Raw genomic sequence first — 25,209 nt, forward strand, 5'->3', positions numbered from 1 at the left:
TGAGGACCATAAAGTGAATTAAAAGTATCATTCTATTTTTTATAAAAAACATCAAAAAACTGACTATATTCTGACACTACTACCCGTTTTCTCTAAGATACACCGGCTGTAACCTTTTATACCTTTACGCTTTCATGTAGAAATGAGTTTAATATCTTTGTTTACAGAAAATATAATAATGACAAAAGAACAGAAATATATATTCACTTCTACCCGACTTGGTTTTAGAAATTGGGAAGAAAAAGATGTAGAAGAATTATATAAAATAAATTCAGATTCAAGAGTTATGGAATTTTTTCCTACTCTTTTAACTAAAAATCAAACAATTGAATTTATTGAAAAAATGAAAATTCAATTCAAAAAAAATGGATTTTGCTATTTTGCTGTTGAAAAATTAGAAAACAAAGAATTTATTGGTTTTATAGGACTTAGTGAGCAAAATTATGAGGCAGATTTTACTCCGTGTATTGATATTGGCTGGAGAATAAAATGTAATGAATGGAATCAAGGGTTTGCAACAGAGGGAGCAAAAAGATGTTTAGAATATGCTGAAAAAAATTTAAATATTGATAAAGTTTATTCAATTGCTCCTAAAATTAATATAAAATCAGAGGCCGTAATGAAAAAAATTGGATTGGAGAAAGTGAAAGAATTTGAACATCCGTTATTAAGAGATGATGAAAGGTTAAAAACTTGTATTTTGTATCAAAGTAAATAAATTATACATAAGAGAAGTCTTTCACAAAACAGAATGTATAGGAATCGTATACCCCCGTTCTTATGGTCTGTCTATTATTTTTGATTTTCACTTCTTTTTTTTCGTCAGTTTTTAATAATTTAGTATTATAGATATGGCGAAATAATATTTATAATGAAAAATATCCTCAACGAATACGCTACATATGGTCCTCTGTTTTTGGTTGACGAAGCCCATTATGAAGAATTCTGTGGTTATCTGCAGGAAGCAGTTTATAAAAAATCAGATTTTTTCCTGCAGGAGGGTGAAGAATGTCAATATTTAGGTTTTTTAAAAACCGGATTTATGAGAACCTTTTACCTCAATGAAAATGGTGAGGACGTTAATTTCACGTTTCATTTTGACAATTACTTTTTTACGGATTATGAAAGTATTCTTTGCAGCACCCGTTCAAAAATGAATATCAAAGCGGTAAGAGATTCAGAGGTTCTGCTGCTTCATAAAGATGATCTTCAGAAACTGTATCAGAAAGATGCCTACTGGCAGGAGTTCGGAAGAAAAATGACAGAAGTTATTTATCTGAACGCCAAAAAAAGAATTGAAGAGCTTCTCTATTATTCACCTGAAAAAAGATACCACAGACTTCTCACCGAAAACCCAAAAATTTTTCAGCTGGTTGCCCAGAAACATATTGCCAGTTATCTAGGGATAAAACCTCAGTCTTTAAGCCGAATCCGGAACCGGACTTTAAAACGTTAACTAAAGTGAACATTTTTTCACCATCAGCATCCTAAATTTGTAGTACAAAATCTAAAGTATATGGAAAATAAAAATGTTACGATCGTTTTAGTTCACGGAGCATGGGGGGATGGCTCACACTGGAGACATGTTATTGAAAACCTTCACCATGAAGGATATACCGTAAGAAGCGTACAGAATCCTTTAACGTCTATGGAAGACGATATTCAGAAAACAAAGGACCTGATTGACCTGCAGGAAGGCAAAGTTATTTTGGTAGGACATTCCTATGGAGGAGCTGTAATTTCCGGTGCCGGTCATCATGATAAAGTAGCAGGACTTGTTTATATTGCAGCTTTTGCACCTGATAAAGGCGAAAGTCTGGGAGGAATTTTCGGACGCAGGGATCAACCTTCAGGAGCAGCGAATATTGTTCCGGATGCCAAAGGGTTTTTATGGATAAAATATGACAAATTCCATGAAAGTTTTGCGCAGGACTTAAATCCTGAAGACTCTGTTGTAATGTCTTTATCTCAAAAGCCTATCCACGGGAGTATTTTTGCTGCAGAAGCCGGAGAACCTGCCTGGAAAACCAAACCTAGCTGGTATCAGGTATCAGATAATGACCGTATGATCCCTCCTGAAACAGAAAAAGAAATGGCAGAAAGAATGAATCCGAAAAAAATCATTCATCTGGATGCCAGCCATGCCTCATTAGCTACTCATCCCAAGGAAATTACAGAACTGATCAAAGAAGCAGTTAATGCAGTTTCTTGAAACTTGCTTTAAACTTACTATAATCAACAGGCTTTAGGCCTGTTTTTTTATTATAAAACAGAAATGATAGTCTTAAAAATAGTTAATATAGAGTTCTGCCTCCTCAATTTCACTGCCTATATTTCGGAAATTACCTATCTTCGCCTGTAAATTTTATTTGAAAATGAAGAAACTGATCTCCGGAATATTTGTTTTTTGTTCTGTCATTATACTGGCTCAGGAAGCCATCCAGTTTCAGGAATTACCGTTTAAAGATATTATAGCCAAGGCCAAAAAAGAAAAAAAACTGGTCTTTATAGATGCTTATGCGGCCTGGTGCGGACCCTGCAAGATGATGGAGAAAAATGTTTTTACCCAAAAATCTGTCGGAGATTATTATAATGCCAATTTCATTAATGCCAGATTCGATATGGAGAAGGGAGAAGGCAGGGAAATCGCGGCTAAATTTGGAGTACGTTCCTATCCTACTTACCTTTTTTTAAATGGAGAAGGTGAACTGGTTTCTCAGAATTCCGGCTACATGGAAGAAGGTCTTTTTGTAGCTATGGCTCAGGATATCAACTCTCCTTCCAACAAAAAGGGTTCTTTAAAAGAACGTTTTGCCAAAGGTGAAAAAGATCCTGCATTTCTGATCAATATTATGAAGCTGAACTCTAGCTCTGATTATGATTTCGCTAAAAAAGCATCTGAAAGATATTTTGAAAATAAAAAAGCTACAGAAGAACTTTCCAAAGAAGAAATAGGTTTTCTTCTGTATTTTCTGAAGTCTACTGAAGACAGCAACTATAAAACATTTTCATCAAGAAAATCCGATATTGTAAAATACCTTCCGGAAGATACCTACAAAGAATTCGACAGCCAACTAAAACTCTCGAAAATCTTAGCACAATCCATCGATGATAAAAATAAAAAGATCAACGAGGATTTTTTCATGAAATCTGCTGAACCGTTGGTAGGAAAAGAGCTTGCTCTGTCTAAGCTTAACCAGACTAAGCTAAGCTATTATGAGCAGCATGCCAACTATCCTGAGTTTGAAAAAGCTGCTATGGATTATTACAAAAATTCTGATGCCTATGATCCCAATGAGCTTCTAAGAGCTGCGTGGGTATTCAGTGATCACATAAAAACGCCATCATCATTAAAGAAAGCCACAGAATGGGCTGAGAAATCTGTAATGCGGGGCGAAACCTCTGAAAACACTTATATTCTGGCCAAACTCTACTTCCTGACCGGAAATAAACAGTTGTCCAAGACGTATGCAACCATGTCAAAGAATATAGCCATTCAATCCCATAAAGACTATAACCTTGCAGATGAATTACTAAATCAACTAAAATAAAATTAATGATGAAACAAAAATTTCTCGCCGGACTCTTTGCAATCCTGTCTATAGGAACATTATCAGCCCAGGAGCAGGAACCCGAACAGGAAAAGAAATTATATCTGAAAGGCAATGCCGTTCTTATTCCTATTGGTGTAATTAATATTGCCGCAGAGAAACAGCTGAGTGAAAAATATACGCTTCAGGGAGATGTTCTTGTCTCTCCATGGAAATCATTTGCAGGACATGAACTGCAGTATTATTCTGTTTCGGTAGAAGGAAGATATTATTTTAACAAAGCTTTCAACCATTGGTATATAGGAGCTAACATTGCTGCATCAGCATTTGTTCTGCAGAAATGGGATTATTGGAATGATAATCTGTATGGTAATGAAAGAGGGGAAACTTTCATTAGATCAAATATGTATCAAAAGGGATATTCTCTTATATTTGGTATTACAGGAGGATACCAATTTCAATTATCCGACCGCTGGAACATGGACATCTATGCAGGTATAGGTACCTCTCAGGATTTCTACAAAGGATACGACCGTGAAAGTGGCAAACGCTACGATATGGCTCAAAAATATAATAAAAGTGGCGAGATCATCCCTTATAGAGGAGGTGTTATGATTTCTTACCAGATAAAATAATCTTCATGAAACTGTTCGGAAAAAATCATATTATCATTTCAGTGACCACTTTTGTGATCCTTTTTTTAATGAATTATCTCGGGAATAATCAGCCTGACAAAATGGAAAGAGCCCTGATGACAGCCTTTGCCGGAGTTATCGGATTATCTGTAGGACTTTTCATTCTGAATAAAGGTAAGAATGATAATAAGCCTCCACAAAACTTTGATTAATTAACGTAAGTTCAGGATAAGAATATCTGATAGATGCAGGTTTGAAGCTGGATGATGGAAGAAGGAAGTTTTTGAAAGTCATTAAGAGCAAATGTTGATCTGCTTTTATTTAATTTGATTTTCTGGTGGCTTTCAATACCTATAACTAAAAGTAACTTCCAGCATCCCTCTTCCAGCTTCCAACTTTATAATTTCTTCAATTAATTAATCCTGGTACACCACATATTTGGTACGGATTTTTTCAAATTTTTCCAGATCATTTTTCCAGGAGGCTTTGATTTCCTGAATTGATTTTCCGGCAATAATCTGTTTTCTGAACTCATCTGTTCCCGCCAGTTTATCAAAAAACAAATTTTCAAGAAAGAAATTCTGCTGTGGATTTTTATAATTTTTATAAGCTTTCATAAGCCATTCGAGATTAAGTTCCCGAAGATCTTTCGGGTATTCTGAAAGGTTTTCCCCATAGCAGAGTTTCCCATTCAGGAAGGGATCTTTTGCCCCGAAATTAGGTTTTGGAGTAAACTGATAAGGCAGTTCCGGCGTCCACGGAGATCCGTATACCTGAAACGGCAGATCTGTTCCTCTTCCTGCAGAAACCTGGGTTCCTTCAAAAAAGCATAAGCTTGGGTACAGATTGATTGATTGATCATTCGGAAGGTTGGGAGAAGGCTTATCTAAAATAGGATACCGCTGTTTTTTATGATAATTTTTCATCGGGATCAGGGTGTATTTTGCCTGAACTCCATTTTTCAGCCAGCTTTCACCATTTACCATTTTACCGTATTCTCCTATCGTCAGCCCATATACTACAGGAACTTCGTGCATTCCTACAAAACTTGACCATTTTTTTCTTAAGACAGGCCCGTCTGTATACCCGTCATGAGGATTGGGACGATCCAGTACCATGACCTCAACATTATTTTCAGCTCCGGCTTCCATGAGGTAGGCTAATGTAGAAATATAAGTGTAAAACCTCACCCCAACATCCTGGATATCAAACACAACAACATCAATTCCTTTCAACTGTTCAGGTTTAGGTTTCTTGTTGTTTCCATATAAAGAAATGATGGGAATTCCGGTTTTCACATCTACTCCGTTTTTTACTTTTTCTCCGGCATCTGCATCTCCTCTGAAACCATGTTCCGGTGCAAAAATCGTTTTGATTTTAATATTATTTTTAACCAGAAAATCTACGACATGGGTTCTGTCGCTCATCAGTCCAGTCTGATTCGTCACAACACCAATCGTTTTATTTTTCAGTATCGGCAGATAAACTTCCGGCTGATCGGCCCCTGTTTTAAAATCTGTTTGATCTTGGCTCTGAGAATAATATTGATTGAATACTCCCAAAAAAATTAGGCAAATCAGAAGTAAATTTTTAATTTTGAAATCTAAATTCATAAGCTTGAAATTTCCTTTATATTTCTCTAGAAAAATAGCGTTTTCCAAAGATAACAAAAATAACCTATCAAGGGTTATCATCTTCATCGGCAGGCTTTCTGTAGCTTTGGGAATCATTGTTTCTTTAATTACCGTAGCTACCGGTTTCGGTTCAAAGAAAGCCATTAAAGAGAGACTGGCAGATTTCAGCGGCCATATTACTTTGCGGTCTACAAGATCAAATTCCTCTTATAACACCTCTATTTTAGATAATCAGGGACTTAATATTCAAAAGATCAAGGAGCTTCCCGATGTGGAAAGCGTTCAGAAATATGCTACGGTTACCGGAATTATGCGGAACGAGCATAGTTTTGCAGGAATCATTTTTAAAGGAGTCGGCAAAGATTTTGACAGCCTGAGATTTAAAAAATTCCTTATAGCCGGAACAACTCCAACGGTAACGGAAAAAGGCTTCAACAATGATGTTACCATATCACAAAAAGTTGCGAATGACCTTCACCTTAAAGTGAACGACAGTATCGTAACTATATTTTCAAAAGCGGATCAGAAACCAATCTATCGTAAATTCAGAATTATCGGAATTTACAAAACTGACATAAAAATGATTGATGATCAGTTCGTTATTGGAGGAATCAATCACGTTCGAAGAATACAGGAAATGAAACCGGATGAAGTGGGCGGAATTGATATTTTCCTGAAAAACGTCAATGATATTGATAAAGATTTTCCGGAGATTGAAAAGCTTATCGGCTATAAAAATTATGCAGAAAAAGCAACTGAGAAATACCCTCAGATCAATGACTGGATCAGTATATTTGATACGAATATTGCCCTTATCATTATCATTATGCTCGTGGTAGTGGTGATCAACATCATCATGGTTCTTTTAATTTTGATCATCGAAAGGACCAATTCAATCGGGCTTCTTAAAACACTGGGAGCGAGCAATGCTCAGATCAGAGCAACCTTCATCAATTACACCCTGATTATTATGATTCCAGGACTTCTCTATGGAAATGCCATTGGTCTTGGACTTATTCTGATTCAGAAATTTTTTGGGGTAATCAAGCTTAATCCTGAGAATTATTATGTAAGCACGGTTCCGGTAGATCTTAACCCTATCGCCATTATCTCCATTTCATTAGGAATTCTTCTTATTTCCGGACTGGCTCTGATTATTCCGAGTTATCTGATCAGTAAGATTTCACCAGTGAAAGTGATTAAATATAATTAAGGATGAATAGTGAATTCTCTGCTATCTTATTAATGATTCACAGTAAAAAATTCACCACTAATAATTAATCATTCACTTTTTATAAATCATTTCTACCAAATTACGTGGCTAATTTTTAAAGCCTTATCTTTGCAACCGCTTATAAACCATTTATGAAATACGCAAAAAATATCCTTGAAACTATCGGAAATACTCCTCTTGTAAAGCTTAATAAAGTTTTAGGTGAAGATTTTCCGGCTTTAGTTTTGGCAAAAGTTGAGACCTTCAATCCTGGAAACTCAGTGAAGGACAGAATGGCTCTTAAAATGATTGAAGATGCCGAAAAAGACGGAAGATTAAAACCCGGCGGAACCATTATTGAAGGAACTTCCGGAAATACAGGAATGGGACTGGCTCTTGCCGCTATTATCAAAGGTTACAAATGTATTTTTGTAACGAATTCCAAGCAGTCAAAAGAAAAATGTGATATTCTACGTGCTGTAGGAGCAGAAGTAATTGTTTGTCCTACCGATGTAAAACCTACGGATCCTCGTTCTTATTATTCCGTTTCCAAAAGACTGGCTAAGGAAACAGAAAACGGATGGTATGTAAACCAATATGATAATTTATCCAACAGAGCAGCTCACTATGAGTCTACTGCTCCTGAAATCTGGGAACAGACGGAAGGAAAACTAACTCATTTTGTAGTAGGTGCAGGAACAGGAGGTACTATTACAGGATGCGGAACTTTCTTCAAGGAGAAAAATCCTGATATCAAAGTAATCGGTGTGGATACTTACGGTTCTATCCTGAAAGAATTCCATGAAACAGGGGAACTTCACTACGATCATGCTTATACTTACATCACAGAAGGGATTGGGGAAGATATTATTCCTGAGAACTATGATATGTCTGTTATTGATCATTTTGAAAAGGTAACTGATAAAGACGGTGCCATCTATGCAAGAAAGCTTGCTAAGGAGGAAGGAATTTTCTGCGGATATTCTGCAGGAAGTGCGATTGCTTCTCTTATACAAATGAAAGATCAGTTTACCAAAGACGATGTTATTGTTGTGCTTCTTCATGACCACGGTTCAAGATATGTAGGAAAGATCTACAATGATGAGTGGATGAAAGAGATGGGATGGCTGGAATAATAGAATATAAAAGGTTAAATCGGACAAAGGCAGAACCGCTGATTTACTGATTCACCCATAAAATAAAAATCAGAGCAACTTGCTCTGATTTTTTATGATTTAATATTTTCTTTTAATGTTTTCTTAAGGAAATTGTAGTCTTTTTCGCTCATTGATTTCTTAGGAAACATATAGCTGTACTTTCCTTCAAGGGAAATAAACTGTTCATTATTTTCAAAATAATCAAAATCTTTCCATTCGCTGGATTCCTTTTCATCATCAATGACTACTACGAAAAAATTCTGATCAAACCGGATTTCGTATACTTTACAGTTTTCAAGCCCATTTAAGTATTGATTCACCTGTTTTTTCCATCTTGAAACTTTATTGATACTTACGGACAGAAAAACAGCACAAAGCAGGAATATAAAACTCAGAAAATATAAAATCCCCTGATTTTCTTTACTGAACTGATCTTTTAAAAGAAAAGCAGCACCTACAATCAGTGCTGAAGCTATGGTAAAAACTGTTTTACTCTTTGTTGTAGGCGAAAACAGCAAGCTTCCCTGGTTCCCGCTGAAGTATATTTCCTCAAAATCCTGTCTTTTAGGCTTTAAAATAATCACCTTTTCTTCATTCATAACGATTCTATTGCTCTAGTCTGCAAAGCTAAACGAAATAGTCTGAATCCGGAAATTATTTTAAGCTGAGTGCAGGATTTGAGAATAAATGCTATCCTGAACCCTACTCTTCCCCATACTTATCACTGATTGCAGCAAGTTTATTCATCAGTTCTCGATTTCTCCGTTTCAGGGTATCCAGTTTTTTCAGCATATGATGAATGACTTCCATTCCCGGAAGATTAATTTCAAGATCATAATGCCAGTTGACAAATTTTTCCAGATCAGGCAGGTCTTCGTACATCAGATAGCTGATTTCATCTTCGATGTGTATACTTAGTAATCCGTAGTCTACGAGTTCATTAAAAAAAGTGATCTCTATATTGTATATTTTCACTACTTCTTCGCGTGATATTCTTTCACTCATGGCTTAGGAATTTTTAAGTTGTTCAAAAAGTTCTTTCTGCTTTTCGGTAAGATTTACCGGCAGCTTTACTTCGTAAGTCACAAAAAGATCTCCATACTGACCTTCTTTTTTGTATAAAGGAAAGCCTTTTCCTTTCAATCTTACGGTCGTTCCGTTCTGGGTTTCCGGTTTAACTTTAAGATTGACACTTCCATCCAAAGTATTTACTTTTACATCTCCTCCTAACACAGCGGTATACAGATCAATGGCTACTTTCGTTTTCAGATCATCTCCTGTTCTTTCAAAATCCGGATCTGCCGGAATATTGAATGTAATGTACAAATCCCCATGCGGACCTCCATTAAATCCTGGGTTTCCATGACCTTTAAGCTTGATCTGCTGTCCGTCATATACTCCCGCCGGAATGGTAATTCTTACTTTTTTACCGTTGATCTCAAAGGTTTGCGGATGGGTTTGGGCAGCATCTCGTAAATTTAAATTCAGTTCAGCGTGAACATCCTGTCCTTTGAATTTCCCGGAGGCACTTCCTCGTGAACCTCTCCCGAAACTACTTCCACCACTGCCACCGAACATATTCTGAAAGAAATCGGAAAAATCTTCACCCTCACCAAAATCGGCACCGGAAAATCCACCTCCACCGTAATTCTGCTGTTGATACTGCCTTTGCTGCTGCTGGGCTTTTTCATATTCTTCACCATGTTTCCAGTTTTCTCCGTATTTGTCATACTTGGCACGATTTTCTGGATTGCTGAGCACTTCATTGGCTTCATTCAGTTCCTTGAATTTTCTTTCGGCCTCTTTATCATCGGGATTAAGGTCAGGATGCAGCTTTCTCGCCTGTTTGCGGTAAGCTTTTTTAATGTCATCCTGTGTTGCGCTTTTATCTACGCCCAAAATTTTATAGTAATCTATATAAGCCATAGAAACGATATTTACTCAAATTTATGAAATTTGCCTCTGAAAATTGTATAACAGAATGTTAAAAATAAACCTATCTTTGATAAAAAGTACTACATGAAAGAGGTCTTGAAAAACTACTCAGGAATTATACTTTTACTCTAAGGAATTACAGTTGGGAGCATTATAGGGATTGCAGCTCCCAGCATTGTAGAATATATTAAACCGTTGGGGGATATTTTCCTCAATCTTCTTTTTGTGAGTGTAGTTCCTCTAGTATTTTTCGCAGTATCCAATTCTATTGCCTCTCTGGAACAACAGTCTAAGTTTGGAAGGATTATCCTTACCATGTCTTTAACGTTTCTGTTCTTCATTCTTACAGCCGCTGTTTTTACCATCTGTGCGGTGTATTTGTTTCCTGTTTCCGGGGTTTCGGGAAGCAGTGAAGTCATTACAGAAACAGCGAATACTGATACATGGGGTGACCGGATTGTAGGCTTTTTCACCGTTGGGGAATTCACGGCACTTTTTTCAAGACAGAATATGCTGGCGCTTCTTATTTTTGCTTTCCTTACAGGATTTTCGGCCCGGAAGGCAGGTGAAAAGGGAGAACCTTTCAGGGTATTTATTGCTTCAGGGTATGAAGTCATGAAAGAACTTCTTTTACTGATTATGAAGCTGGCTCCAATTGGTTTAGGTGCCTATTTTGCTTATCAGGTCGCCACTTTGGGACCTCAGCTTTTTGGATTTTATGCAAAACCTCTCGGACTGTATTATATTGCCGGAATCGTTTATTTCTTTATGTTTTTTACCCTATATGCATTCATGGCAGATGGCCGCAAGGGTATCAAAGGTTTCTGGGGCAATGCTGCCTACCCTACTCTTACCGCTTTAAGTACGTGCAGCAGTTTTGCAACGATGCCCGCAAATCTTCAGGCAGCATCTAAGATCGGTATCCCGAATTCTATTGCGAATCTGGTGATCCCAATTGGGACTACTCTTCATAAGAACGGCTCTTCAATGTCTTCTATCATTAAGATCTATGTTGCATTTCTGATTATCGGGAAAGATTTTTTTGATCCAGCCAATCTTCTGCTAGCCTTAGGTATAACTGTATTTGTGAGTATTGTAGCCGGTGGTATTCCGAACGGTGGATATATCGGAGAAATGCTGATGATCTCGGTTTATAAACTGCCTCAGGAAGCTATTCCGGCCGTGATGATCATCGGAACTCTTGTAGATCCTCTGGCTACGGTTCTCAATGCGGTGGGTGATGTGGTTGCAGCTATGTTTGTGAACCGGTTTGTGAAGACCTGATTTTTTCCATATTGAACAAATCTTGTAAATTTCTTATTTGAATATTGCCCAGCTTTTATTCACTGCGCTTTACTTGTTCTAGATTTCCATATTCCTCCGGAGTAAAGAGCCGGTAATGAACTTTAAAAGTTTTACCTAAAGGGGTTTCCAGTGAGAATCCTCCCGGACCGAACCCATCAGTCACATCAAGGGTAAAGTGAGAGTATTGCCAGTATTCAAAAAGGTCTCGGTCTATCCAGAATTCATGCCCGTTTATGGTTCCGATCATAGCGTCGTTCATTCTGGGAAAGAATCCTCCTTTCTCAAAACACTGCGGCTGCGTTCCTTCACAACATCCTCCTGCCTGATAAAACATTAATGCTCCATATTTTATTTCCAGCTCGCGGATTACTTCAAGAGCTTTTTCTGTAGCGGATAGTCTGCATTTTTTTGTTTCCATAGCTGTTTTTGAATTAGTTAGTTCAGGTTTTTCTGTAGTTGGATAAACGCTAGGGCGCTATTGTTTTTTAATTCTTGAAACGCTTTAAATTGAGGCTTCTTTTATTCAGAGCTATTCTTAACTTTAAATTTTATTGATTTTTTTATGTTAAGAATCTGTTACCATCAGTGAAAATATTGTTACTAAAATTTTTCTCTCGCGAATCCGGCAGACTTAGCAATTTTTTTAATCAATGGCTGATTAATTTTATCTTTCAATACATCTTTTTAAAAGAAAAACCCGGCTATTTGACGCCGGGTCCATTAATTTGAACCGGCAATATCCAGTACGATTCGTCCGTCTATCTGTCCTTTTTTCATTTTATCAAATACCTCATTGATGTCTTCCAGTTTTGCAGAGGTCACTGTAGCTTTTACCAGTCCTTCATTAGCGAAATCCAGTGCTTCCTGAAGATCTTTTCTTGTTCCTACGATAGAACCTCTTACCGTGATTCTTTTTAAAACCGTTTCAAAGATCGGAAGTTCAAAAGAACCGGGAGGCAGACCGTTGAGAGCAATGGTTCCTTTTCTTCTAAGAACGTCTATTCCCTGCTTGAAAGCAATGGGAGAAACCGCCGTAATCAATGCACCATGCATACCGCCAACTTCTTTATGAAGATATTCTCCGGGATCTGTAGTTTTTGCATTGACTACTAAATCTGCTCCCAATTTTTTGGCTAATTCAAGCTTATCGTCTGCTACATCAATTGCTGCCACGTGCATTCCCATTGCTTTGGCATATTGAACGGCAACATGTCCCAATCCTCCGATTCCTGAGATCGCTACCCATTCTCCGGGTTTTGTTTCAGTTTCTTTCAAGCCTTTGTAAACAGTTACTCCAGCACATAAAATCGGGGCAATTTCTAAAAAGTTGACATCTGATTTTAAATGTCCCACATATCTGGAATCTGCAATAACATATTCTGCGAAACCTCCATCTACACTATATCCTCCATTTTTCTGAGCTTCACACAGTGTTTCCCAGCCGGTAATACAGTAATCACAACATCCGCAGGCGCTGTACAGCCATGGAACTCCTACGGCATCCCCTTCTTTTACCTGTGCCTCGGGCCCGCAGGCTACAACGATACCGACTCCTTCATGTCCGGGAATCAGGGGCATTTTAGGTTTTGCCGGCCAGTCACCGTCTACAGCATGCAGATCGGTATGGCAGACTCCACAGGCTATTACTTTCACGAGTACTTCATATCTTCCGGGTTCTCTTACCGGAACTTCTTCAATTTTCAGGGGTTGTCCGTAGCCTTGAACTACAGCTGCTTTCATTGTTTTTGGAATCATATGGATTAAAGTTTTTTATTAGTTATGAAGGTCGATTGAACTGTGAATTTTCTGACGGGTTATCATCAATTCACGGATAACGAATGGATACAAAAATTGGGGAGACTTTTTTATTAATAGCAAGACAAAGGTGAGTAATAACAGTATGTTTTAAGATAAACAAAACCGCTTCGCTTATCTTTGAAATACAAAGACTTTGTACTATTTGCTAAGTTTATGCATTATCTATATTCTGTATAGCTATTCTTTGTTTAATCCTTGTAGAAATATATTTGAAATTTTATTTATTCCACAACTTTTGCACCTGGTTCATGATGACCTTAGGTGGTTAAAATATTTTTTATTCAAACAGGGGTGCTGATTATCTTTTCAACCGGAATTTCCTGATCAGGAGTATATCTGTCCACGTGAGGGATGGGAAGGGCGACGAGGAACGAGCCGGTGCGGAATGAAATGAAGCACCGAAACGAAGTGAAGCCCTGGAACAGCCCGACCGTTTTGCCCCGGCTCCGCCGGGGCAAACGGGCACGCCCTAATATTAAAATTAAAAGAAACCTAATTTGTTTTTGTTGTAAGAGATCAGCATATTTTTAGTCTGACGATAGTGATCCAGCATCATTTTGTGGTTTTCACGACCGATACCTGACTGCTTATATCCTCCGAAAGGTGCTCCTGCCGGATAAGAATGGTATTGGTTTACCCAAACTCTTCCTGCCTGAATCTGGCGCGGAATATTGTACAGCTGATGTGCATCTCTTGTCCATACTCCGGCACCCAATCCATAAATGGTATCGTTGGCAATTTTTACGGCTTCCTCTTCATCTTTGAAAGTCGTGAAAGCCAGTACCGGACCGAAGATTTCTTCCTGGAAAATTCTCATCCTGTTATTACCTTTAAAAATGGTAGGCTGGATATAAAATCCGTCCTCCAGGCCTTCTCCTATATTATTAACATCTCCTCCAACAAGAACTTCCGCTCCTTCTTCTTTTCCCAATTGAATGTAGGAAAGAATCTTGTCTTTCTGAATTTGCGAGGCCTGAGCACCCATCATTACCGTCTTATCCAGCGGGTTTCCAATTTTGATGGCTTTTACTCTTTCGATCACTCTGGCGATGAAAGCATCTGCAATATCTTCCTGAACCAATAATCTGGACGGACATGTACAGATTTCTCCCTGATTAAGGGCAAAAAGAACTGCTCCTTCAATGGCTTTGTCGAGGAATTCATCATCCGCATCCATTACCGAATTAAAGAAAACATTGGGAGACTTACCGCCAAGCTCCAGAGTTACAGGAATGATATTTTCTGTAGCATACTGCATTACAAGACGCCCTGTAGCAGTAGATCCGGTGAATGCCGCTTTTGATACTTTAGGGTTGGTTACCAACGCTCTTCCTAGTTCTGCCCCGAAACCGTTGACAATATTAACAACTCCTGCAGGAAGAAGATCACCGATGATTTCCATTAAAACTAAAATGGACACCGGAGTGCTTTCTGCAGGCTTCAATACAACACAGTTTCCTGCAGCCAGTGCCGGAGCCAGCTTCCATACTGCCATCAGAATAGGAAAATTCCATGGGATAATTTGTGCGATGACGCCCAGGGGTTCGTGAACAATAAGTGATACCGTATCTTTATCCAGTTCGTTGTGAGAGCCTTCTTCGGCACGGATTACGGAAGCAAAGTATCTGAAATGGTCTATTGCTAAAGGCAAGTCTGCGGCCAGTGTTTCTCTTACTGCCTTTCCGTTGTCGATGGTTTCTACCACAGCAAGGTACTGAAGGTTCTGCTCAATTCTGTCTGCTATTTTATTCAGAATAACACTTCTTTCTGTGGATGATGTATTTTTCCAGGTCTGGAAAGCTTTATCTGCAGCATTTACAGCCAGCTCTAGGTCTTCTTTTGAGGAATGCGCCACCTGGGTAAAGTTTTTACCATCTACCGGTGAAACTACATCAAAATACTGCCCGTTTACCGGAGGTGTAAATTTTCCATCAATATAATTATCATATTTGTTTTTGAATTCAGGCCACTGCAATGCGGTCTCTGATCTCGGTTCTGTCATTGTGCTCATATTAGTATTGTTTTAATTTTTCGTTATGCCAAATTACATTTACCATAGAAAAAGCTATAGCACAATCGTATAAAAACACTTCAAAATAGTGCAGCCCTCCAATTTTATAATTTTATTAACAGCAACCCAGAGCTAAATTTTCTATATTTGAGTTATTAGGTCCTTTAAAATATTTAGAAATGATCAGTAATAATAAATTTTTATTAAATACTCCTGAATTAAAGAAGGAAAAGCAGCTGCAAAGCCTTGTAGAGCATCAGACCAAATTCAGTCTGAACAATTGTGAATTTAGTATATATGAAACTCACAAAGCGGCCTTTGGGGTTAAGCTTCATTTTGAAAACATAGCTTTTACAGCCATGCTGAGAGGAAAAAAGCATATGAAACTGGACCATAAAACCAATTACTTCGATTATTTTCCCGGTGAAAGCATTCTTGTTGCTCCGGGTGAGACCATGGTGATTGATTTTCCCGATGCGGATGAATCCCCTACTCAATGTATTTCCTTGAGCCTCAATCCTGATTTCATAGAAGATTCTCTCAATTATTTTAATTACAGCCTTCCTAAAACAGATGAAGCTTCCCAATGGAATATTCAGCTGGATGAATATTTTCTTTTTAACAATCAATCTCTGGCTTCTGCTACCAATAACATTATGAGGATTGCTATGGACGATAATTCCCAAAAGGATATCATGGCAGATCTTGCTTTAAAAGAGCTTTTGATCCGGCTTATGCAGACCCAGGCCAGAAGTATGGTAGAAAAAAATGTAGCCAAGAATAAATCCAGAATAGGTTTTGCCGTAGATTATATCCGGAAAAATCTTCATCAGAAACTTTCAATTGAGAGTATTGCCAAGTTGGCTTATGTGAGCAAATCGAATTTTTTCAGGATGTTTAAGGATGAGCTGGGCACTTCTCCCAATGATTTTATTTTACAGGAAAGGATTAATAAAGCCAAAGAATTACTTTCGAATCAGAATAGTATTAAAGAAACTGCTTACCAAACCGGATTTTCGGATACAAATTATTTTACGAGGGTATTTAAGCAGCTGGTGGGTGTTACACCGAAGAATTATCAGATGAAGGTTATTTTTTCTAGAGAATATTGAGAGGTTAAATTTTGGTTTTGAATACTGAGGTCTATATTTATAACAAAAAGCCCTGAAAAACAGGGCTTAATTTATTATCTGCTATAATTTTAATATCCTGGAAATTGTTTAATACCTAAGTTTGTATTTAATTCAGCTTGTGGTAAAGGGAGAGCTTTAAACTGAACTTTAGCTGATGTCAATTCAACCTGTGTCTGAGGATTTTTGAAAGCAAGTCCGTTTCTCTTTAAATCACTATATCTGAAACCTTCCAAGAACATTTCAAGGTTTTTCTGCATCAAAATCTCTTTCAAAAGATCTGTTCCGGTACCTGCATAAGTATATCCCACATCTCTATATGTTTTAACCCAAGTATTGAGTTTCGCAAGGGCTTCTACAGGATTGGTATAATATAAAGCTTCCAGCTGATTAAAAACAGCTTCGGTTTTTCTTAATACCACAATATCTCTATCTGTGGCAGTATATTTCATAACATCTATAGGTTTAGGATTATCAGCTAAGGTAAGAACATATCCTGTATTTCTGTACCATGTTCCTCTTCTAACATCATCAGCTCCCAATTTATTGAAAAACGTCTGGGTAGCAAAGTTCTGCTTATATCTTCCAGTAGAAGACCAGGTTGCTGTAATACCATCATTAGCACCCGGTAAATCGAGAGCATTATAATCAATCTGGAAAATTATTTCAGCATTTGTTTCTCCAGCAATATTAAAAAAGTTAGCAACTCCCGATGAAGGTAATAAAGTATATGCCGTGTTATTAAGAACTTTTTGAGCATAGGTATCTGCCTGAGGATAGTTTTTAACTGCAAGATAATATCTCGAAAATAACAAATCTATTGCAGCGGCATTAAATTTCCTACTACCATTTGTTGTCCCTACCAGCGAAGCTGCTTTTGTTAAATCTGCAAATATTTGATCATAAACCTGTTTCACACTTCCTCTAGGTAAGTTTGTACCGGGCTTAAAATCCAACGGAAGAGGAACCCCAAATTCAGGATTAGAACCGTTAAAATTATCACTGAATAAAGATACCAATGTTGTATAAGCCATTGCTCTTACGGCATAAGCCTGACCAAATAAATTGTTTGGCGTTCCTGGTGTGTTTGAATCATCTGAAATCTTTCCTTCATATCCAAGAACAAAATTAGCATTTGCAATAATTTTATACAGTGATGCCCATACAGTCGCAATATCAGCACTGTTTTGAGTATAAAAAGTAAGATTAGGATCTCTAGTTGTTGAAAATCTATTAGAATTTACCAAAGCTACAAAAGCATTATCCCCAAGCAGCTCCTGTAAAGTAGGCAATAAAGCTCCGTAAGAATTAATTGATCCATCACCATTCGTCTGATAATATCCATATAGACCATTTACCGCCGTGTTTAATACTTTTTCATTAGTAATGGCTTCATTTAAAGGAAATGTTGTAGGAGGCAATTCTTCAGAAAAATCATTTTGACATGAACTTACAACAACTCCAGTCAATAATATTAATAAAATTTTTATTTTTTTCATTTTTTTAACTTTAAATAATTAGAAATCAACCTGTACACCAAAAATAAACTGTCTCATATTGGGTTGTGTCATATCAAAAACTCCTAAATTAGAAACCGTATAAGCAAACGCATTTGAATTTGCTTCAGGATCAAAACGAAGTTTCTTATCAAATGCATAGGTATATAAATTAACGCCTCTTACATAAGCATAAATACCTTTTAATCCTTTTACATTAAGCATTGATTCTTTAAAGGTGAATCCCAATTCTACATTTCTTAATCTAATATTATCCCCTTTATAAAGATATCTTGTAGAGTTGGTATTGGAAGATCGATTACCATTAAATACCTGTTTAGGCATTGATGCATTTGGATTACTAGGACTCCATGAATCATAAAGCGCTGCGGTCGTAGTATTTACTGTAGGAAACGCTCCATCTGATTCATACACAAATCCCCATCTGTCCCATACTGAATAATCTCCCTGATAATTTAACATGAATGAAAACTTAAACCCTTTGTAAGTAAATTCATTAATTAAACTAGCTATATGGGTGGGTAAAGCTTTTTGACCTGTAAAAGCTAATTTGGCCTTATTTATATCATTCGTTGTAGCAGTTCTTGTATCATCTGTGTACCATAGTGGATCTCCGTTTGAAGAATCTACCCCTGCCCACAATCTTGTGTAATATTCTGTCGGGTTATGCCCTGGGAAAAAAGCTTTTAAACCAGGAATAATTGTAGGTACGCTATCTCCTCTTAAATAGGTAATTTTAGAATCATTATAGGAGTAGTTTGCCTTAATATCCCAACTGAAAAATTCATTATTTTTTCTATATCCTAATAAAACTTCAAAACCTTTAGATTTTACTTCTGCCTGATTTTTAACAATAGAGCTGAATCCTGTAGAAGGAGAAATTGGAACATCATAGATTTGATTAGGATTTTTATTGGAATAAACATCAAAAGTTCCATAAAAGCTTCCATTTTTGCCCAATGAAAAATCCAACCCGATATTTCTTTTATTAGATTTTTCCCATATTAAGCCATCTGGTGCTCCTGGAGTTAGGATAAATCCTGCATTGGTTTGAAGATAGTTCCCCGCCAAAGAATATTGTGGGTATTTTTCATAAGGACCTGCTGCCTGATTACCATTTTCTCCATAACTTGCTCTAAGTTTTAATGTATTGATATAGGATGGCAGAAAATCCATTTTACCTAAATCAAAGCTGGCTCCAACACCAAAGAAATTTCCTGCTTTAGTATAACCTGAATAGGTATCCCTTCTGGCAGAACCTGTAATGGTTGCAAATTTCTTAAAGGTATATGATGCTCTCGCAATATATCCCACAAGCGTCCAGGCATCAGTTCTGCCAGTTGCAGCCGTAACGTTAGCTGCTGCATCTGCAAACAGTATTCTTGTCCCTGCTGGAAAACCTCTCTTCGTAAACGAATTATATTCTAGCGTTCTTCTTGTTGACTCCATACCTACAGAAGCAGAAATATCATGTTTTCCATCAAATGTTTTGTTAAAGTTTAAGAAGTTATACCAGTTCCAGGTGAAAAAGTTTCTCAAACTTTTAAAGTAGAGACCATTTCCATTTCCATTTGATGGCTCGTATCCATCTCCAAAATCAGGATTCCAATAAGTAAATTCGTTTCCAGAGGTGTTATCAATACCAAAATTTGAATTAAATGTTAGATAAGGTAAAATTTTATAGTCGACGTTTAATGAAGTAAGTACCTTATCAAAGGTTCCTTTAGTGATATTCGTCCCGGTTATTGCTAAAGGATTAAACTGTGGATTTAAGTAAACTAAATTCAAATTATAAGCACCATTACTCAGGTACGGATTTTGTGTAGGAGAAAGTAATGTTCCTGAAAAAATAGGATTTGAAAATGCTGACGCATCAGATGGCCCTGCCTGTACTGTTCTTGATAAATTGGTCCCAAAAGTAATATTTAATTTATCTGTTGCTTTCCAGCTAGCCTTGATTGCTCCTGTATATCGGTCAAAGGCTGCATCATATGATAAACCTTCTTGCTTTAAGTATCCTAATGATGCATACATGGTGAAATCTTTAAAACCACCTGAATAACTTAAATTATACCTGCTTGTAATAGGAGAATTTCTTCTGGTTAGTTTTCTCCAGTTTGTATCAGTAGTACCATCCCATTTCAATATACCTACTCTTGCGTCATCAGTCGCTTCCTGCACATTTGCATATCCATCTGGAGATGTAGCTGGAAATCTATTATACAGAGCTTGTCCAAGATAGTTTACATGTTCCTGAGCATTCAGCATATTCAGTTTATCAAACGCAATATCTGATGTACCTATCTCACTAACAAACTGCAAATTAGATTTTCCTTTCTTACCTGTTTTTGTTGTAATAACAATTACACCATTAGCCCCTCTGGAACCATAAATTGCCGTTGCAACACCATCTTTCAAAACCTGTACATCTTCGATATCGGCAGGATTTATCAATGATAAGGCGTTTTGCGTCGTCAACGCACCAGAAATATCACCAGACTGAACCGGTACACCATCAACAATATACAGAGGATCATTACCCGAAGTAAGAGAAGATATTCCTCTAATTAATGTGATAGTAGATGCACCAGGTTGCCCTGAACTTGCGGTTGACATTAACCCTGCTACGGTTCCCTGTAAAATATTATCAATAGAAACAGCCGAAGGTTTATCTAAAACATTCCCTGACACTTTAACAAGGGCTCCTGAGGATTGTTCCGGAGTAATTTTTATCCCATAAGAACCCGTGAGCACGACCTCTTCAATCTGAGTTGATTGAGCAGTGGTATCCTTTTTTGGTTTTTGTTGCGCAAAAGCAGCCTGCCCTATGAAGAACAGTGCTCCAGCACTTATTACACGTAGTTTAACATTCATATTAACAAATTTTAATATATTTTAATGGACAAATATGTTAATAAATATCAACAGTAAAAACAATTAAAAATCTGAAAATCAAAACATTAAAGTTTAATATTTTCGCAAAAATAAAACTGTAGGATGACAAAAAGGATTTAAAAAGTTACATTTATATATATAATATTCTATATTTAAAACTATTGTTAGAAATTTATAAACTGTAAAAAAAACTAGCCGAATAAACTAAATCAGAACAAACAATAAATAAAATTCATTAAAAAAACACTTTTACAGTAAAAAAAGATAAATATTTCATCAGAAATTTTCAAAAATTAACATAAAAAACTTATAAAATTACGCAATATCGCTCTAAAAAAAACAAAACACTCTATTTGGAGTGTTTTGTTTTTTTTAGAGCGATTTAATAATTATAATCATAATACCTTGCGCCTTTTAGAACAGGATCTTCAGATTCTATAGCTAATAATCCAAATCCTTTATACTTTTTATTGACAGAATTTCCAAGCTGCTTTCTGTGTAGTCTTTCATACGTTTCAAAGTCAATGGCAGTTCTGTTCTTCAGGTTTTTAAAAAGCTGCCATTTGGAAACCACCATTCTCCAGTTTTCGGACACCTTTCCGGCAAATACTTTTGATTTTGAACCGCTTCCATATCCAAAAAATCCTATTTCGGCTCCGGCCAATTCTTCATTTTCATTAAAAGAAACCTCCAATGCGGAAAGCATGGCCATAAAAATGGAAGCAGTATACATATTTCCGATCTCTGAAGACGCTCTCTGCGTATATTCTATTTTATCACTGACCAGCTGCAGATAGCCATCCGATTTCGCTGCGGCTTTCTGTTCGTCCTGAGTATGGTAAGGAAATCCGTTTTCAAGGCTGTAGATTTCTGTAAATACTCTTTTTCCGTGAAAAGCATACGGAAGGTGGAAGATCAGGTATTTCCAGGTCTCATAAGGTTTATCTTTCCCTGTAATTTCTTTATAATGCTGATAGGCTTCTCTGATTCTGTTCTGATAACATTGGTTGGAATATTGCCCGTCAAAAACAGGCTCATCTGTAAAAATTTCAATTGTATCCGGAAAATTTTCAGGAGCATTATTCAGATCTTCCTTATTATACTGCCTTCTCGGTTTGAAAAAATCGAAAACGCTTTCCGTTGCCACTCCCCAGTTATTCTCAATTTCCAGAAGATCCGGCTGCGAAGAAATCAGTAAGGCAACAGCTCCCCCGCCCTGGGTATATTCTCCCGAAGAGGCAAGTTCATATTTAGCATAATCACTTGCAATAACCACTGCTTTTTTATCTGGATTTGCTCTTACGAAATCTAAAGAATTATGCAGTACATCAACAGCTCCGATACAGGCAAAAGTCATATCTGCCACATCACAGTTTCTGAAACATCTTTCTCCAAATTCTTTCACCAAAACTTTTTCTACCATCTGAACCGCATATGAAACTGTTGGTTTTGCGGCATCCAGGGCACTTTCTGTTCCCAGATAGATTCTTGCTATTTCTTTAGGATCAATTTCATAATCCCTGATTAGTTTTAATAAGGCTTCTGCAGCAAAAGTAGCGGTGTCTTCATGAGCATCCGGAAATCCCATTTTATATAATCCAAGTCCTTTTTCAAGTTTTGCTGCTTCAATTCCTCTTTTCTCTGCCAGATCACTGATTTCCAAATACAAAGACGGCACATACCAGCCCGCTGCTTCAATTCCAAAAGTCATATTCTTTAAATTTTTATACGAATTTAAAAAATGCGGACTGAATACTCCTTCAATATCATTTACTTTTTAAGCATTATTGTCAAATCTCATATTGTGATTTCCAACAGGGATGATTATTCATAAAAAAAGCCACTGAAAAACAGTGGCTTGAGTATTTTAATTCTGTATCTGAAACAACTTATTTGAAGCTTTCAATCGCTTTATTCAATGCGTCAATCTGCTTATTGATACTTGTCCCTTTCTGAGGATTCTGTCTTAAAAGGTCCATTTTCTTGCTCAGTCCGTCTTTAAGCATCTGGATAACCATCATTTTAGCCTGGGGATTATCACCCATCTGATCTTTTGCATTCGTGATGATCTTGGCAATATTATCTGTTGCCTTCAGATTATCTGAGCTCATGATCCAGTTGAAACCGTCTTCAGCAGCTTTTCCCAGTTCAGGATCTTTGAATTTAACAAATGGATAAAATGCTGCAAGAGGAGTGATATGAGACATCTGAGAAGTCACTTTATTCTTTACAACAACAGGAAGTAATTGTTCTAACAACTCATCAGAAGCTCCTTCCAGATCAATCTTATCTGCCAAGGCATCAGCTTTTGCAGGATCAATAGTGAGAACAGCACTTAAAGAATTCCCTTTTACTGCATTAGAAACGGCACTCACTCCTTTTTCAAAGATTGGAAGGTATTTTTTATCTTTAGTTTTAGCCAAAGCGGCAACTGCAGCAGCCTGAACTAAGGTTTTGGGATCATTTGAAGCCAGTTTTTCAACCTCAGCTCCCAGTGCTTTCATCTGATCTGCATTAGTAAGATCCATTAGTTCTAATGCTTTTATTCTAATTCTGAAAAACGGATCTTTCAGTGCTGCACCTAATAATTTTACTGCGGAAGCATTTTTTCCAGTCTGATCTTTTATCCCTGTCAGAGCTTTGTATCTGTTTTTAAATTCTTTGGAGCCTGTAAACTGCATCAGATTCTGCTCCGGAGTTTTCGTGTCGGTAATATCTGCCAGTAAAATACCATCTGCATTGATATTGACAAGATCCGGATTTTTAGAAACATCAAAAGTGAATGTATTTTTATCTTCAGCATTTACCCAAACATTATATCGCTTCGGCTTTCCACTATCATATACATCAATAGCAAGAGGAAATTCGAAAGGGAGTTCCTGTGTTTGATTAATCGTGACTGTAACCTGTTTTTTAACCGGTTCAAAAGTAGATGAATAACTGATTTTTGGGTTTCCGTTTCCAAAATACCACTGATTAAAAAACCAGTTCAGATCTTTACCGCTCACTTTCTCAAAAGACAGTCTCAGCTGGTGGGCTTCCGCGTTCTGATATTCGTTGGTTTTAAGATAATCATTCATTCCGGCAAAAAAGGCTTCATCACCAAGATAGTTTCTCAGCATATGAAGGATTCCGCCTCCTTTCTGGTAGGTAACAAGGTCGAAAACATCTTCGCGGGAATCATAGTTGAATCTCACCAGATTTTTCCTGAAATCGGAAGGATTATGGATGTACATATTTACATCAGACATCAGGTGATAATCTGCCTGATCTTTTCCATACTTATAATCATTCCACAGGTATTCGGAATAGTTGGCAAAGGATTCGTTTACGGTAAGGTTACTCCAGCTTTCCGCAGTGACAAGATCTCCAAACCAATGATGAAATAACTCGTGGGCAATAGTATCTTCCCATTTATTTTCATCAATCAGCTGCCCGGGTTTCTGAAGAATATCGCTTCCGTGGAGGGTAGCTGTTGTGTTTTCCATGGCACCGCTTACATATTCTCTTCCTGAAATCTGTGCATATTTTACCCATGGATAATCATAGTTCAGTTTTTTAGAAAAGAACTCAATCATTTCCGGTGTGTTTCCGTAGATTTGTTTCGCATAGGGTTCATATTCTTTCTCAATATAGTAATCTACAGGAATATTTTTCCATTTGTCTTTAACGATCGCATATTCTCCTACTCCCATGAAGAAAAGATAAGTAGAATGTCTCTTATCCATTACCCAATGGTCTGTTCTAAGACCAGCCCCTTCTTTTTGAGAATTTTTTAAAACTCCGTTGGAAAGTGTGACATATTTATCTGGAACAGTCATGTAAATTTCCTGAGTCGTTTTTTGGTTCGGCTTATCTATTGTAGGAAACCATGCGGAAGAAGACTCTGTTTCACCCTGCGTCCAGATCTGCGTAGGCATGTCAGGGTCTTTACCTTGTGCATTGATGAAATAAAGTCCCTTGGCATCATTAATTGCCATACTTCCTTCCTGTTTTACTTCATTCGGGCGGGCAGTGTATTTGATATAAACGGTATAATCCTGATTTTTCTGATAGATTTTATCCAGACTGATTTTTAAAACATCGTTTTTATAATCGTATTTCAGAGGTGATTTTTTCCCGTCATTATCCAGAGCAACTTCATGAATCAACATTCCTTTTGCATCCAGAACGAGTTCATTGGATGGGTAAAAGTAAGGAGATGCTGTCAACCATTCTTCTCCATTCATATGCTCTTTCTGATAATCGAAGCTGACTTTAAGTTTCGTGTGTTTAAGCTCTGTTATTTTGGTATGAGTGGCCCTGTATACCTTTTCTCTTCCTGAGGTTTCAGTCTGGGCTGATACATTTGCAGAAAATACGATTCCCAATACAGCAATCGATAAAATCACCTTTTTCATTATGGTCT

At 37.1% G+C, this 25,209-nt stretch carries 21 protein-coding genes; 10 read left to right on the forward strand and 11 right to left on the reverse strand.

The genetic code is table 11. The annotated features are described in order from the left end of the window. Window positions 1-178 precede the first annotated feature (178 nt). The 6 genes from J2Y40_RS07460 (at window position 179) to J2Y40_RS07485 (ending at window position 4,398) form a co-directional block, all read left to right on the forward strand. Window positions 179-718 carry a GNAT family N-acetyltransferase gene (locus tag J2Y40_RS07460; protein ID WP_309998122.1) on the forward strand — a complete coding sequence of 180 codons (540 nt, stop codon included), beginning with the start codon at window positions 179-181 and terminating at the stop codon, window positions 716-718. 153 nt (window positions 719-871) lie between these two features. Next, the gene (locus J2Y40_RS07465; RefSeq protein ID WP_309998124.1) at window positions 872-1,456 is read left to right on the forward strand and encodes a Crp/Fnr family transcriptional regulator; all 585 of its coding nucleotides are present in this window, start codon (window positions 872-874) and stop codon (window positions 1,454-1,456) included. A 60-nt stretch (window positions 1,457-1,516) separates the two neighbouring features. After that, window positions 1,517-2,212 carry an alpha/beta hydrolase gene (locus J2Y40_RS07470; RefSeq protein WP_153399125.1) on the forward strand — a complete coding sequence of 232 codons (696 nt, stop codon included), beginning with the start codon at window positions 1,517-1,519 and terminating at the stop codon, window positions 2,210-2,212. Between the two features lie 163 nt (window positions 2,213-2,375). Then, the gene (locus tag J2Y40_RS07475) at window positions 2,376-3,551 is read left to right on the forward strand and encodes a thioredoxin fold domain-containing protein (protein ID WP_309998127.1); all 1,176 of its coding nucleotides are present in this window, start codon (window positions 2,376-2,378) and stop codon (window positions 3,549-3,551) included. Window positions 3,552-3,556: 5 nt separating this feature from the next. Continuing rightward, complete coding sequence (locus J2Y40_RS07480; RefSeq protein WP_231128768.1) at window positions 3,557-4,186, forward strand: DUF3575 domain-containing protein; 630 nt, start codon at window positions 3,557-3,559, stop codon at window positions 4,184-4,186. A gap of 5 nt (window positions 4,187-4,191) precedes the next feature. Continuing rightward, window positions 4,192-4,398 carry a hypothetical protein gene (locus J2Y40_RS07485; RefSeq protein WP_153399120.1) on the forward strand — a complete coding sequence of 69 codons (207 nt, stop codon included), beginning with the start codon at window positions 4,192-4,194 and terminating at the stop codon, window positions 4,396-4,398. A 204-nt stretch (window positions 4,399-4,602) separates the two neighbouring features. Here J2Y40_RS07485 and J2Y40_RS07490 read toward each other — a convergent pair whose 3' ends face one another. After that, window positions 4,603-5,799 (reverse strand): DUF1343 domain-containing protein, encoded by a 1,197-nt coding sequence (locus tag J2Y40_RS07490; RefSeq protein ID WP_309998130.1) that lies wholly within the window; start codon window positions 5,797-5,799, stop codon window positions 4,603-4,605. A gap of 4 nt (window positions 5,800-5,803) precedes the next feature. Between J2Y40_RS07490 and J2Y40_RS07495 the strand changes: the two genes are divergently transcribed. Together J2Y40_RS07495 and J2Y40_RS07500 are read left to right on the forward strand one after the other, a co-directional pair. Beyond that, the gene (locus J2Y40_RS07495; protein WP_153399117.1) at window positions 5,804-7,033 is read left to right on the forward strand and encodes an FtsX-like permease family protein; all 1,230 of its coding nucleotides are present in this window, start codon (window positions 5,804-5,806) and stop codon (window positions 7,031-7,033) included. A gap of 152 nt (window positions 7,034-7,185) precedes the next feature. Continuing rightward, a complete protein-coding gene (locus J2Y40_RS07500; protein ID WP_062703210.1) occupies window positions 7,186-8,169 on the forward strand; it encodes a PLP-dependent cysteine synthase family protein in 984 nt (327 codons plus the stop codon). Between the two features lie 92 nt (window positions 8,170-8,261). Here J2Y40_RS07500 and J2Y40_RS07505 read toward each other — a convergent pair whose 3' ends face one another. The 3 genes from J2Y40_RS07505 to J2Y40_RS07515 form a co-directional block, all read right to left on the reverse strand. Next, complete coding sequence (locus tag J2Y40_RS07505) at window positions 8,262-8,789, reverse strand: hypothetical protein (protein ID WP_153399115.1); 528 nt, start codon at window positions 8,787-8,789, stop codon at window positions 8,262-8,264. A 103-nt stretch (window positions 8,790-8,892) separates the two neighbouring features. Next, complete coding sequence (locus J2Y40_RS07510; RefSeq protein WP_153399112.1) at window positions 8,893-9,195, reverse strand: chaperone modulator CbpM; 303 nt, start codon at window positions 9,193-9,195, stop codon at window positions 8,893-8,895. 3 nt (window positions 9,196-9,198) lie between these two features. Next, window positions 9,199-10,116, reverse strand: a complete 918-nt coding sequence (locus tag J2Y40_RS07515) for a DnaJ C-terminal domain-containing protein (protein WP_153399110.1) — start codon at window positions 10,114-10,116, stop codon at window positions 9,199-9,201. 144 nt (window positions 10,117-10,260) lie between these two features. Between J2Y40_RS07515 and J2Y40_RS07520 the strand changes: the two genes are divergently transcribed. After that, window positions 10,261-11,409, forward strand: a complete 1,149-nt coding sequence (locus tag J2Y40_RS07520; RefSeq protein ID WP_309998602.1) for a dicarboxylate/amino acid:cation symporter — start codon at window positions 10,261-10,263, stop codon at window positions 11,407-11,409. Between the two features lie 55 nt (window positions 11,410-11,464). On the opposite strand, the gene J2Y40_RS07525 is transcribed toward J2Y40_RS07520, so the two are convergent. From J2Y40_RS07525 to J2Y40_RS07535, 3 genes are all read right to left on the reverse strand, one after another. Beyond that, a complete protein-coding gene (locus J2Y40_RS07525; protein ID WP_153399105.1) occupies window positions 11,465-11,848 on the reverse strand; it encodes a DUF779 domain-containing protein in 384 nt (127 codons plus the stop codon). 302 nt (window positions 11,849-12,150) lie between these two features. Further along, window positions 12,151-13,185: an alcohol dehydrogenase AdhP gene (gene adhP, locus J2Y40_RS07530; RefSeq protein WP_153399102.1), complete on the reverse strand. Its 1,035-nt coding sequence runs from the start codon at window positions 13,183-13,185 to the stop codon at window positions 12,151-12,153. 544 nt (window positions 13,186-13,729) lie between these two features. Further along, the gene (locus J2Y40_RS07535) at window positions 13,730-15,259 is read right to left on the reverse strand and encodes an aldehyde dehydrogenase family protein (RefSeq protein WP_153399099.1); all 1,530 of its coding nucleotides are present in this window, start codon (window positions 15,257-15,259) and stop codon (window positions 13,730-13,732) included. A gap of 179 nt (window positions 15,260-15,438) precedes the next feature. On the opposite strand from J2Y40_RS07535, the gene J2Y40_RS07540 reads away from it, so the two are divergent. Then, a complete protein-coding gene (locus tag J2Y40_RS07540; protein WP_309998139.1) occupies window positions 15,439-16,371 on the forward strand; it encodes a helix-turn-helix domain-containing protein in 933 nt (310 codons plus the stop codon). A gap of 89 nt (window positions 16,372-16,460) precedes the next feature. On the opposite strand, the gene J2Y40_RS07545 is transcribed toward J2Y40_RS07540, so the two are convergent. The 4 genes from J2Y40_RS07545 to J2Y40_RS07560 form a co-directional block, all read right to left on the reverse strand. After that, window positions 16,461-17,888, reverse strand: coding sequence for a RagB/SusD family nutrient uptake outer membrane protein (locus J2Y40_RS07545; RefSeq protein ID WP_309998141.1), 1,428 nt, complete (start codon window positions 17,886-17,888; stop codon window positions 16,461-16,463). Window positions 17,889-17,906: 18 nt separating this feature from the next. Then, window positions 17,907-20,780 (reverse strand): SusC/RagA family TonB-linked outer membrane protein, encoded by a 2,874-nt coding sequence (locus tag J2Y40_RS07550; protein ID WP_153399093.1) that lies wholly within the window; start codon window positions 20,778-20,780, stop codon window positions 17,907-17,909. A 403-nt stretch (window positions 20,781-21,183) separates the two neighbouring features. Continuing rightward, window positions 21,184-22,512 (reverse strand): hydroxymethylglutaryl-CoA synthase family protein, encoded by a 1,329-nt coding sequence (locus J2Y40_RS07555; protein ID WP_153399090.1) that lies wholly within the window; start codon window positions 22,510-22,512, stop codon window positions 21,184-21,186. A gap of 178 nt (window positions 22,513-22,690) precedes the next feature. Then, window positions 22,691-25,201, reverse strand: coding sequence for a M1 family metallopeptidase (locus tag J2Y40_RS07560; protein WP_153399087.1), 2,511 nt, complete (start codon window positions 25,199-25,201; stop codon window positions 22,691-22,693). Window positions 25,202-25,209: the final 8 nt, after the last annotated feature.

Origin of the sequence: Chryseobacterium sp. 2987 (genome assembly GCF_031456375.1) — a bacterium.
Lineage (GTDB): Bacteria > Bacteroidota > Bacteroidia > Flavobacteriales > Weeksellaceae > Chryseobacterium > Chryseobacterium vaccae.